This is a genomic window from Paenibacillus sp. FSL H7-0331 (genome assembly GCF_001956045.1).
Genome location: NZ_MRTH01000017.1, coordinates 44,194 through 56,789, shown reverse-complemented (window position 1 = coordinate 56,789; position 12,596 = coordinate 44,194). Strand labels below are relative to the sequence as shown.

Sequence of the window (12,596 nt, the reverse complement as noted above, 5' to 3'; positions counted from 1 at the left end):
TTTACATGCATAAACCAATATTTACATGTTAGATAAGCTAACTTACACTGAAGTAGCAAATACGAAATGGAGGGATTGCAATGGGAGAAATGAAGTGGAGTCATTTTTTTACAGAGCAAGACAAACGGCATGATGAGCTTTGGGGCAAGCAGACGTTGAACGGTTTCGGGGAAAAGCCGGTTTTACTATTGATTGACATGTACTATAGTGTCGTTGGTCTGGAGCGCGAGGAAATCTTTGAATCGATGAAAACATGGCCGATGAGTACAGGCCTTGAAGGCTGGGCTGCGATTGACAAGACGGCGATTCTGCTGGCGGCTGCCCGTAAGAATGGAATTCCTGTCATTCATATTAAAGGGATGAACAGCGGCATCAATCATTGGACCAAAAGCAGTAAAAAACGCAAGCTTCAGGTGACCATGTCGGAGGAAATGATGGAGAAGGGCCGGCAAATTGTGGAGGAGGTCAAGCCGATCGCAGGTGAGATCGTGATTGAAAAAGCTGCTGCCAGCGCATTTCACGGAACCCCGCTGTTGTTCCAATTGATCAGCCTGAACGCAGATACGGTTATATGCGCAGGGGAAACGACAAGCGGCTGTGTGCGGGCATCGGTTGTGGATGGAGCGACCTATCGCTTCCAGATGGGTGTTGTTGAAGAATGCGTCTATGACCGCACGCAGTCCTCGCATTACATGAATCTGTATGATATGCATCAAAAATACGCCGACGTGGTGGAAATGAACTATGCCATCGAGTATTTCGATGCTATTGGTGCCGCCAAAAAAGTCAAGGTAGAAGCTTAAACCTGCACGTTTACACGAAAGGGGAATCGCATATGGCTTACGCTTTTGAGGATCATTGCTGGAAGGATACTGTTGATCCGGACATACTCGAGATTTATAAGGCATACGAGCGTGAAACCTTTGTTGGTCGCAAACCGGCGCTGCTCGCCATTGATCTATACAACAGCGCCTATCAAGGAGGTGCCAAGCCACCAATTGAGCTGCAGGCTGAGTTTCCGAGCTCCTGCGGTATCCATGCCTGGGAAGCGATCGAGCCTACCGTAAGTCTGTTTACGGCGGTTCGTGCCATAGGTATGCCGGTGATCTATTTAACCTCGGATGAATTGACGCGGCGCAGAGGTGTGAAGGTAGCGGCAACCAACCGCAAGGGGGGCGCCCACATAAAATCAGCCTGTTTGATCTCCATCACAAATATGCCGATGTCATGCATATCGATGAAGTGCTGGAACATTTGGCCAAGCGGCTGATAGCCCAGACGATATAAGCCGAGTTAAAGATACGGTTAAGAACTGGGATTCAAATTAAAGATCAGTAAAATAACACAAGTTTTGTATGGGTATGGAGTCTGGTTAGGCAGGGACAGATGCGGGTTACAGCGGCATGGCTGACTGTGCGTACGGATAGTGCCTCGGCGATGTTAGCTGCAGCATAATTCTAAACATGCATGTGAGGTCGGGGAGTGATTGAGAGTGAATACGGCAGGAGCGGGTAGTCGGTGGATATACAGGATTACACATCGCCGAGTGGGTCAGGTTATTCCGTGACGTTCTTACATCGACATTCCATTCAAGATGGGTTGTTCCTTGTTTAAATGGGAATTGATTTGTGACTCGAAGTGGCGGGTAAACAGCTGATCCAAACTATGGGTTTCATCCTTCAGATGAGCAATGAATACTTGACTTGGTGAAAAAGGGTTGCGTTCAATTTTTACTTGAACCAGCTCTTTTTTTGCGAGCTCATTTCGCATGTACAAGCTGCCGGACAAGTGGACGCCTGCATTTTGTTTAATAAAGTGTTTGATCAGCCCGAGATTATTCGTCTCAATCTTGGTAATGTAATTCAGCTGGATCTGGTTGAGTGTCGTATCGAGCAGATCTCTGTATTGCGTATCCTTTTGATAGGTGATGAAGGTTTCCCTTAATATCTCCTCGATATCCACTTTCTTCCGTTTGGCGAAAGGGTGCGCCGGAGAAACGATTAAATCCGTGGGTTCGCTGTACACGGATCGATATACGATCCCGCGGTCATTGCTGGTGTAACGGGTAATGGCTAATTGAATTTCACGCTGCTTCAGAAATCGAACCAACGTGGGTGAGGCGTAGCACTGCACCTTCAGGGCAACCTTCGGATACTCCGCCATGAACGTGTCGAGTACTTCAGGCATCACGCAGCTGGCGAACGAATTGTTGCAGCCTATGGTCAATTTGCCTGCCGAGCCTTGCTCTACACTGGCTACTGCATTCCGGCCTTCCTGCAAGGAGCCCAGAATGTGCCTGGCATAGGGCAGAAAGGCTTTGCCCTCCTCGGTCAATCGAACCCTGCCTTTACCGCGAATGAGTAAAGATTTACCCAGTTCTTTCTCTAATTGGGTGATGCGATGAGATATGGTGGGCTGCGGCAAATACATCTGATTAGCAGTCTCCTGAAAGCTGCCGATCTGGTAAACCTGTAAAAACGTTGTGATTTGCTCCAGATTCATATAAAATCCCCCATCCATTAAATTAATAAAATGTAAGTTTTCATAACTTATTATATAAGATTTACTAACATGAATGCAATAAATGAATTCGTTTGCATTCATTTAACTAATATTTTCATTCAACAATGCTAATTTACGATTGTGTTAATTGGTTTTATGATAAGTTCATGTAATAAATGAAGATTTAAATGTTAAATAAATGTTAGTAAATCTAACATAAATTAATTCAAAATTTCAAGGAGGAATAGAAGATGACTTCGAGAGGCTGGGAACGGTTTTTATCAGAACGGGACAAAGAGCATGATCAACGGCGTGGTAAACAGGAGCTTGCAGGATTTGGCGAGAAACCGGCTTTGGTATTAATTGATATGTATTATAGTGTGCTTGGTCTGGAACGCCAGGAAATCTTCGAATCCATGAAAACCTGGCCTGGCAGTACCGGGCTGGAAGGCTGGGAAGCCGTTGATCGTACTGCCGAGCTGTTAGCCGTTGCCCGGGACAATCAAATTCCCGTCTTTCATGTAAAAGGCATGGATAATCTGATCAAGCCGTGGATTCATCGCAAGCGCCAGCCGTCGGCCATGTCCTCTGAAATGAAAAAGAAAGGCATGGAAATCGTGGATGAAGTCAAGCCCATTCCTGGAGAGGTTGTTATAGAGAAATCAGCGCCAAGCTGCTTTCAGGGAACACCCCTGAGCTTTCAATTAGTCAGTCTGGGTATTGATACGGTTATCGTCTGCGGTGAAACAACGAGCGGCTGCATTCGTGCTTCGGTTGTGGATGGAGCTACACAAAGATTCAAGATGGGGGTCGTCGAAGAAGGCGTATTTGACCGTACGGAAGCTTCTCACTGGATGAACCTGTACGATATGCATCAGAAATATGCCGATGTGGTTGGTGTGGAATATGCCAAGCAATACTTCCAAAAGATCGGCGCAGCGAAGCCTGTCCTATCTATAACAATTTCAGGGAGGTAATGAACATGTACGGTTGGGAGAAATTTATGAGTGAGCGCGACAAGCAGCATGATCTGTTATGGGGCAAAAAGGAGCTGTACGGCTTTGGCAAAAGGCCCGCACTGCTGTTGATCGACATTTACTACAGCGTGCTTGGCTTGAAGCGCGAGCCGATTTTTGAATCCATGGAGACATGGTCGTCGAGTACCGGACTTGAGGGCTGGGCTGCCGTCGACAAAACCGCTGAGCTGTTGGAAGTAGCACGAAGCAACCAAATTCCCGTTATCCATGTAAAGGGACTGCAGTCCGGAATCAACAGCTGGAGTCGGAATACCCGCAAACGGGTTCCGCTTAGTGATGAACTGCGCCAAAAGGGCTCGGAAATCGTGGATGAGGTCAAGCCGGTTTATGGCGAGCTGGTTATTGAAAAAGCCTCACCGAGCGCTTTCCCTGGAACGCCGCTCTTGTTCCATCTGAACAGTCTGGGTATCGATACTTTGATATGCTGCGGTGAAACGACAAGCGGCTGTGTACGGGCGACTACTGTGGATGGGGCCACCCATCGTTTTCATATGGGAGTTGTAGCGGATTGTGTGTTTGACCGCACGGAAGCCTCTCATTATATGAACCTGTATGATCTGCATCAAAAATATGCGGATGTCGTCGATTTGGCAGCTGCCAAACAATATTTTCAGGAAATTGGAGCGATCAGCAAAGTAGGCGTCAGGGCTTAAAACAGCAGAGCGCAGGTACGGCTGGAGGTGTGGTGAATCCGTAGCATTGCGGGTGCGCTGCACTTCCGGAGATCGTCAAATAGCGATGAGGGGGACGAGGGGAATGCACAGTAAAAAATGGCATCTGCTTATAATCGTCATGTTGTTCTTGCTTGTGAGTACTGCCTGTTCTACTAATGAAAGCTCGACGGCCCCTTCAACAGGGAATGCAGCCGGGGCCGCAGCTGCAAAGAATGACCATAAGACGCTGAAGATCAGATTCTATGATGATCCCGCGGGCTTTGATCCCGCTACCGTATTTCGAATTGAAAATGAGAATATCGTCTTTAATATCTTTAGCGGTCTGACAACTTATGATTCGGCAACTGGTGCGATCATTCCCGATTTGGCGGAGTCCTGGCAAACGTCGGATAACAAAACATGGACATTTAAATTGCGCAAAGGCGTTCAGTGGCAGGGTGGTTACGGTGAATTCACCTCCAAGGATGTGCTGTACACTTATAACCGCAATATCGATAAAAAAACCGCTTCTCCATACGCTACCGATTTGGCCAACATCGAATCGATGGAAGCACCTGATGATTATTCAGTGAAGGTCGTACTCAAGCAGCCGGATGGCAACTTTCTGCATGTCGTTGCAAACTACCATCAAGGCCAAATCGTGAAGAAGGAAGCGATTGAGGCTGCAGGAGCTCAGGTGAAATTCAAGCCTGTAGGCACAGGACCGTATGCGTTGGAAAGTGTGGATGTCAACTCTGAGATCGTACTTGTACGGCATCCGCAATACTATAAGGGCCCTGCCCCGATTGAGAAGCTCATCTTTTCGATTATTAAAGATGAGGCGACCTCAACGATAGCACTGCAAAATGGTGAAATCGACCTTATTATGCGAGCCAATAAGGAAGAAAATCTCGATACGCTGAGCAAAGCCGGCTTCAAAATGAATAATGTCAAAAACTATGCCAACAGTCTGCGGATTTTTAATATGACCAATCCGATTCTGGCCGATGTAAGAGTCCGACAGGCGCTTGCCTATGCTGTTGATTTCAATGCGATTGCCAAAGCGGTCAATCCCCAACTGCAAGCAGGAACGAGCAGTATTTTGATGGACTGGATGGATGGCTACACGGACAAAGCGCCGAAGTATGAATACAATCCGGAGAAAGCGAAAAAGCTGCTGGTGGAAGCGGGTTATCCGAACGGCTTCAAGATGACGCAGACGAATACGTCGGCAACCGGGATTACAGATACGCTGCAGCTGGAGCAGGAATATTTGAAAAAAGTGGGTGTTACACTGGAATTCGTCCTGGTGGATACGCCGACTTATAACAAAGTGAGAAATGATGGAGACTTTATGACTGCAGGACGTTTGCTGCCCGCCGTCAATCCGGATATGATCCTGTTCAGCTACCTGCATCCGAACAATAAATCGCCCGGCGGCTTGAATGGCGCACGTTATGATAATCCGGTGCTGACCGAGAAGCTGGAAGCGGCGCGTGCCGAGGTTGATAAGGACAAAAGGAAGAAGCTGTATGAAGAGGTGCAGGTTATTGCGATGACGGATCTGCCTTATATGCCGACCTTTGGAAGCAATGTATTTTGGCCAAGCAAGACGAATGTGGATGGTGTTGTCATCAATAAGCTGGCACAGGTTGACTTCTATGGTGTCGATATCAAATAGGTACACAAGGCTGTAGTAAGGTCAGTGAAAAAGTGAATCCGGGAGGTGACCGCCAGTGCTGGTATATTCCTTTAAACGAGTCGTGCAGCTGATCGTTACGATGCTCGGAGTGGTGACATTGGTATTCTTCGCTTTACGGCTTATACCGGGTGATGCGGCATCGGCAATGGCAGGAGAAAATGTGTCGGCGGCCGCTCTGGAGCGACTGAGAGAAGAGATGGGGCTGAATCAGCCCCTCTGGCTGCAGTATTTCAGTTACATGAAAAACCTGCTGATGCTCGATTTTGGCAATACGGTGACGACCAATCTGCCGATTACGGGCATGATCATGACGGCGCTGCCGATTACGATGCTGATAGCGTCGATTACGATTTTGATGGCGGTGTGTATTTCCATCCCGCTCGGTACGCTTGCTGCCTATATGGCCCACAAGGGAAAGAAGGCGCTGGATAACATGATTACATGGGCAGCGATGATTGTCGATCTGATGCCGGCGTTCTGGACGGCACTGCTGCTGCTGTTGATTCTGTCCCTGGGCTTGGGCTTATTCCCGGCAAGCGGCAGAGTAACGCTGGATAATCCGGAGATGCTGATGAAGCGCATTGCGATTCCGATTATTGTGCTATCGATTACACAGGTCGCTACGCTTGCGCGTATTACGCGAACTGCCGTGCTTGAAGTCTTGAATGAAGATTATGTGCGTACAGCCCGCTCATTAGGCATATCCGAGATTGTCGTTGTATTCCGTCATGCACTCCGCAATGCAGCGCTGCCAATTGTCACGGTCATTGGACTCAGCTTCGGTAATTTGCTGAACGGCACAGTCATCGTCGAATTTATTTTTACAATTCCGGGTATCGGCACACTGCTGGTTAACGGAATCAACAGCCGGGACTATCCGCTGGTGCAGACCTTGATTCTGTTCTATGCATTCCTGTTTGTGGCGATCAATTTCCTGACGGATCTGGTTTACAAAAAGATCGATCCGCGCGTTCAATTCTAAAAACTCAGCTGACACTTACGAAGTCAGTTTTGTTCCACAAACGCAGCTGATGCTTACGAAGACAGTTTTGTTCCACAAAACCGAGCTGATGCTTACGAAGTTAGTTTTGTTCCACAAAACTTTGAAGAGGTGAAGAATATGAACAATCAAGAAGCACTTGGTACCGGCAGAGGGAAGCTAGGCCCGTTTTCTTGGGGGACTATTCGGATTCCTGGGCTGCATTTTTTGATAGCCAACCAGAAGGCCCGTTGGGCGCTGCTGATTTTGATTCCTATTTTACTGCTGACCCTGCTGGCACCTGTACTGCCCTTCCCCAATCCATTGGTTACCGATGTGAAGTCGAGTATGCAGTCGCCTTCCTGGGATCATCCATTCGGAACGGACAAATTAGGCCGTGATGTATTCAGCCGGACGCTGTCGGGCATTAAGGTTTCCCTGTCGGTTGGACTCAGTGTAGCTGTAATTGCACTTGTATTTGGAGTTGTGTTGGGCACGATTGCCGGGTTTTACGGAAAAATGGTCGATCGTACGATGATGTCCATCGTTGATATTTTTCTTGCCTTTCCTTCATTGCTGCTGGCGATTGGTCTGGTCTCCATTATGGGAGCGGGCTTCATCCCGGTTGTCATTGCCATTTCACTTGCTGATGTGCCGCGTTTTATCAGACTGCAGCGCTCTCTGGTGCTGACGCTGAAATCGAGAACGTATATCGATGCGGCCCGAACCGTGAAAGCCTCCCAACTGTGGCTGATGACCAAGCATATTATTCCTAATACGATTTCCTCGCTGCTTGTCGCTGCCAGTATAGCTGCTGCCAATGCCATTCTCGTTGAGGCCAGTCTCAGCTTTCTTGGCCTGGGGATTATGCCGCCGGAGCCGTCACTGGGCAATATTATTAAAGAGGGGCAAACCTATTTGCAAATTGGCTGGTGGATTTCAACCCTGCCAGGCGTCGTTATTTTGCTGATTGCGATCAGCCTGCATTTTATGTCGGACGGTATTCGTGAAGTGCTTGACCCTCGTTCGAGAAAATAAGCTGCAGACAGGAGGAAATTCATATGGAAACCGACTATCTTTTAGAGTCCGATCCGCTGCTGCGGGTCCGGGATTTACACACCCATTTTGAGACGGAGAGTGCCACTGTCCGGGCGGTCAATGGCGTATCCTTTGATATTCAGCGTGGTGAACGTCTGGCTATAGTAGGCGAGAGCGGGTCAGGGAAAAGCGCGATGGCGATGTCACTGATTCAATTGATTGCTTATCCCGGTCGTATCGTGTCAGGAAGCGTGCAGCTTGAAAACAGGGAATTGGTGGGTATGCCGGAAAAGGAGCTCAATCGGCTTCGCGGCAAAGAGGTGGGAACGGTTTTTCAGGACCCGATGTCCTCGCTTGACCCCGTGATGCGCATATCTGACCAGATGATCACGCCGATTCGTATGCACTTGAAGCTGGGTCCCAAGGAAGCACGCCTCTTGGCCATTGATTGGCTGAGTCGCGTTGGTATTCCCGATGCCGAGAAACGAATCGATGCCTATCCGTTTGAAATGAGTGGCGGGATGAGGCAGCGGATTATGATTGCCATGGCGTTATCGTGCAACGCGAAGCTGATTGTTGCCGACGAGCCGACGACTGCCCTCGATGTAACGATACAGGCGCAGATCGTACAGCTGCTGAAGGAGCTGACGGAAACGACGGGAACAGCTATGATGTTCATCACCCATGATCTGGGGCTGGTCGCCCGCTTTGCCCAAAAGGTTGCAGTCATGTACGCCGGGAAAATCGTTGAATACGGTACGGTTCAGGAGCTGTTCGCGCACCCGAAGCATCCCTATACGCAAAGCCTGCTGATGACCATTCCCAAGATAAGCGGTGAAAAAAGCGGTCGTCTGCTTCATATTGGCGGGTTCCCGCATGATATGAAAAATCAGATCATCGGCTGCTCGTACAAGGAGCGCTGCTCGGCGGCTGCGAGCCGGTGCCATATGGAGGCTCCTCCGCTGCAGGAGCGCGGGGGCACACAAGCCTCTGCCTGCTGGCTGGAGCATGGACTGCAAACCGAGGGTCTGGATAAGATCGTATCATTGGATAAACACAATAAACCGCAAACGGCTGCTGTTTCAATGACTTATACAGAGACAGCTGCAGGTGAAGCGGATGGCCATGTGCTTGTTATTAAAGATCTTCATAAGCATTTCAAGCGTGATTCGCTGCTGCCCTGGCGCAAGGCTCCCGAGATCAAAGCTGTTAATGGCATTAATATTACGCTGCAGCGCGGTGAAACCATAGGTATTGTTGGTGAAAGCGGCTGCGGCAAAAGCACGACGGCTCGCATGCTGCTCGGTCTTGATGAACCGACATCGGGAAGCATTGAGGTGAGCGGCAATATTCAGATTGTGTTTCAGGACCCATATTCCTCATTTAATCCCAAAATGAAAATAGGCGATATTATCGCCGAGCCGCTAAATGTGCAAGGAATAGGCACGAAGGAAGAAAGGCGCTTCAAAGTCCGTGAGCTTATCGCGAAGGTCGGCCTGGAGGCTTCTTATCTGGACCGTTATCCAAGCCAGCTAAGCGGCGGTCAGCGGCAGCGGATCGGTGTGGCGCGGGCCTTGGCGTTGAATCCGAGCGTCGTTGTTGCCGACGAGCCCACCTCTGCACTGGATGTATCCGTAAGAGCGCAGATTATTAATCTGCTCTGCGATTTAAAGGAGGAGATGGGTCTGAGCTTTGTGTTCATCTCCCATGATCTATCCACCGTACGCTACATTTCGGATAAGATTGCTGTGATGTATCTAGGTGAAATCGTTGAGTATGGACCTGCCGAGAGGGTGTTTACCAATCCGATGCATCCCTATACGAAAGCTCTGCTTGCAGCCGTTCCCGTCCCTGATCCCGTGATTGAATCCCAGCGAGATATCCAGCTGGTGTCCGGAGAGCTGCCCAGCCCAGCCAATCCGCCCCTCGGCTGTGCCTTTCATTCCCGTTGTCCGCTGGTCACAGAGCACTGCGTCAGCCACAAGCCGGTACTAGAGGATTATCAGACGACTCGACAGGTAGCTTGTCATGCCGTCTCTTGACCTGTACCGCAAGGTTGGCATTTATGGCGGGGGGCTGTTTTTTGCAATCACGGGAATGGCGCAGCCATTCTTTACCCTGTATGCCCAAGAGGTCGGTGCTTCTACCTCTGCCATTGGCTTCATGGTTACGCTGCGTTCCCTGCTGCCGATTTTTATCGCCATGCCGGTCGGACAATTAATCGATTCGATCGGCTCAATGAAAATGCTGAAGTGGGGAAGCATACTGCTGATTCTTTCCTTGTTTACGACGTATTATGGCAATGGACTCTGGATGCTGTCGATTTCGCAATTTTTTATGGGGGCCTGCATTGTTATTATGGCTTCGGCTCTACAGGTGCTTGTATCGGATGGAGACAAAAACCAGCGCAACGAAAATATTAATAAATATTCGATGTGGATGTCAGGAGGCGGGATGCTCGGTCCGCTTATAGGCGGGGGTATAGTTTCACTGTTTGCCACGGAATTGATTGGCTACAAGATATCCTTTCTGATAGCGGGCTTTGCATCCATTCTGTTTCTTGCGTTTATCCTGATCATTTCGCGGGGTTATCCGCATCCCGATCCGAATCTGGCAGAGATTAAGCCGAGGGATATTATCAGAGTTCAAGGGATTGTGGACAGCTATACGAGCGGCTGGCATTTGACCAAAATTCGTGCGGTGCAGTTCGGGTTAATCGGCACCTTTCTGATTATGTATATCCAAGCTCTGTATATGAGCTTTATGCCTTTGTATTTAAAAGAACTCGGTTACTCGACCTTCCTGATCTCGATAGTGCTGGCAATTCGTGGCTTGGCCGGCATGCTTTCCCGCTATGTACTGAACTGGATCATGAAGCGGACCCATCTGGAGCGGATCTTGTTAATCGCCGGCATGATCGCGTCCGTATGTGTATTATTGACGCCGCTCGCCGGTCTTCATATTGCCGGCATTGTGGCTCTGATGCTGATCATGGGCGCTGCCGTGGGGATTAACCTGCCTGTAAGCATTATGATTGTCGTTAATGACACAAGAGATGCCGACCGTGGGAAACTTATGGGGTTAAGGCTGCTGACGAACCGTTTCTCGCAAATCATCAGCCCGGCGATGTTCGGTATTCTCGGTCAAACGCTCGGTTTGTCGTTCGCGTTTCTGACTGGCGGGATTTTCCTGGTTGCGATGATGTTCGGATTCTCAGTGTACACGAGCGCCAAATGGAATTTAAAAACAACAGGTCGCGAGGCAGGCGGCAGTAAGCCGGAGGCAGCGCCAGGCAACCAGGCCTCATAGCTCAGCGGTAGTCTCAATCGGTAGTAATTCGCAGACAAATACTGAAAAACGCCTGGTGGTACCGCCGGGCAGCTCAAAACCATTGCATGCTCATTATGGAGCGGCAATGGTTTTTTTTGCTGTCCCATGAGTCAATTAGATGTGCGAGAAGAAATCCCTGGTTTCTGCATGGGAATGTCCTAAAGCCTTGCCCAGACTGGGCTTGCAGCCAAGGTGTGCGATATTTGGACACCCTTAGAAATTTGAATCATGAGCGCATTTGTGCGAAAAGTGGTTCGTGGAATACCGTTATCGGTGCTTTTCAAGGCGTTCAGCCGCTCTCATAATAGGGATTACGGAAGCGGCCGCCGGTTAGGCATCAGCTTGATCGGCGTGAACCGTACAAGATCGTCAGCCAGGAGGGATTTCTATTCAAACATCACACGTACAGCCAGCAGTCGGCGCGCCCAGAAGCAAAAGCCATCCGATCCTGCGAAATATGAAACGAAGCCGGTATTTATATTTGATTTTTTTCCTGCCTTTTTGCTATTATGTATGCTTTCATTATTGGCCGATGTATGGCATTATCATTGCTTTCAAGGATTACAATATCGTCAAGGGCATCACGGAAAGTCCTTGGGTCGGACTGTCACATTTCAAAAAGTTTCTGAATGAGGAATATTTTTGGAAGCTGGTTCGAAACACGCTGCTCATCAATATTTACGAGCTGTTCTGGGCGTTTCCGGCGCCGATTATTCTAGCTCTGCTTCTCAATGAATTAAAAAGCAAGGCTTTGAAAAAATTCGCCCAAAGCGTCAGCTACCTGCCGCATTTCATCTCTACCGTTGTCGTCTGCGGGATGATCGTCAATTTTCTTACACTGGACGGTCTGGTAAATCAACTCATTACGTGGTTTGGCTTGGCACCGATTCAATTTCTGATGAAGCCGGAATGGTTCCGGACGATTTTCATTTCCTCGGGGATTTGGCAAAGCATCGGCTGGGGCTCGATTATTTATCTGGCCGCGCTGACTGCTGTAGATGAGGAGCTGTATGATGCTGCCAAAATCGATGGAGCCAACCGCTGGAAGCAGTTGATTCACATCACACTGCCGGAAATTTCGCCAACGATATCGATTATGCTCATCCTCAATATCGGCAGGCTGATGTCGATCGGCTATGACAAAATTATTTTGCTTTATAACGGTTCGACCTATGAAACGGCAGATGTGATCTCGACCTATGTGTACCGGAGAGGGCTGCTGGGCAGTGATTTCAGCTATGCGACTGCGGTAGAGCTGTTCCAGGCGGTGATCGGGCTTGTACTGCTCGTCTCGGCGAATCGTATTTCCAAAAGAATCAGTCAAACCGGATTGTGGTAGATAACAGGAGGTTGTC

11 protein-coding genes are annotated in these 12,596 nt (G+C 49.0%); 10 read left to right on the top strand and 1 reads right to left on the bottom strand.

From position 1 onward, the window contains the following. The first annotated feature begins 80 nt into the window (after positions 1 to 80). Together BK127_RS23560 and BK127_RS23555 are read left to right on the top strand one after the other, a co-directional pair. Entirely contained in the window at positions 81 to 803 is a 723-nt protein-coding gene (locus tag BK127_RS23560) for an isochorismatase family protein (protein WP_076233978.1), read from the top strand. A 32-nt stretch (positions 804 to 835) separates the two neighbouring features. Beyond that, a complete protein-coding gene (locus tag BK127_RS23555; protein WP_076233977.1) occupies positions 836 to 1,270 on the top strand; it encodes a hypothetical protein in 435 nt (144 codons plus the stop codon). Positions 1,271 to 1,572: 302 nt separating this feature from the next. Here the strand turns inward: BK127_RS23555 and BK127_RS23550 are convergent, their stop codons facing one another. Further along, the gene (locus tag BK127_RS23550) at positions 1,573 to 2,502 is read right to left on the bottom strand and encodes a LysR family transcriptional regulator (RefSeq protein ID WP_076233976.1); all 930 of its coding nucleotides are present in this window, start codon (positions 2,500 to 2,502) and stop codon (positions 1,573 to 1,575) included. Between the two features lie 251 nt (positions 2,503 to 2,753). Here BK127_RS23550 and BK127_RS23545 point away from each other — a divergent pair, with 251 nt between their 5' ends. The 8 genes from BK127_RS23545 (at position 2,754) to BK127_RS23510 (ending at position 12,580) form a co-directional block, all read left to right on the top strand. Next, positions 2,754 to 3,479 (top strand): isochorismatase family protein, encoded by a 726-nt coding sequence (locus BK127_RS23545; RefSeq protein ID WP_076233975.1) that lies wholly within the window; start codon positions 2,754 to 2,756, stop codon positions 3,477 to 3,479. A 5-nt stretch (positions 3,480 to 3,484) separates the two neighbouring features. After that, positions 3,485 to 4,192 (top strand): isochorismatase family protein, encoded by a 708-nt coding sequence (locus tag BK127_RS23540; protein ID WP_076233974.1) that lies wholly within the window; start codon positions 3,485 to 3,487, stop codon positions 4,190 to 4,192. 103 nt (positions 4,193 to 4,295) lie between these two features. Then, positions 4,296 to 5,873: an ABC transporter substrate-binding protein gene (locus BK127_RS23535; RefSeq protein ID WP_076233973.1), complete on the top strand. Its 1,578-nt coding sequence runs from the start codon at positions 4,296 to 4,298 to the stop codon at positions 5,871 to 5,873. A gap of 55 nt (positions 5,874 to 5,928) precedes the next feature. Continuing rightward, positions 5,929 to 6,876, top strand: coding sequence for an ABC transporter permease (locus tag BK127_RS23530; protein ID WP_083689515.1), 948 nt, complete (start codon positions 5,929 to 5,931; stop codon positions 6,874 to 6,876). 138 nt (positions 6,877 to 7,014) lie between these two features. Continuing rightward, a complete protein-coding gene (locus tag BK127_RS23525; protein ID WP_083689514.1) occupies positions 7,015 to 7,911 on the top strand; it encodes an ABC transporter permease in 897 nt (298 codons plus the stop codon). Between the two features lie 23 nt (positions 7,912 to 7,934). Next, positions 7,935 to 9,953, top strand: coding sequence for an ABC transporter ATP-binding protein (locus tag BK127_RS23520; protein ID WP_076233972.1), 2,019 nt, complete (start codon positions 7,935 to 7,937; stop codon positions 9,951 to 9,953). Beyond that, the gene (locus BK127_RS23515) at positions 9,940 to 11,220 is read left to right on the top strand and encodes an MFS transporter (protein WP_076233971.1); all 1,281 of its coding nucleotides are present in this window, start codon (positions 9,940 to 9,942) and stop codon (positions 11,218 to 11,220) included. The genes BK127_RS23520 and BK127_RS23515 overlap by 14 nt, the downstream gene beginning before the upstream one ends. Positions 11,221 to 11,698: 478 nt before the next feature. Further along, positions 11,699 to 12,580 (top strand): ABC transporter permease, encoded by an 882-nt coding sequence (locus BK127_RS23510; protein ID WP_144026542.1) that lies wholly within the window; start codon positions 11,699 to 11,701, stop codon positions 12,578 to 12,580. Positions 12,581 to 12,596 lie beyond the last annotated feature (16 nt).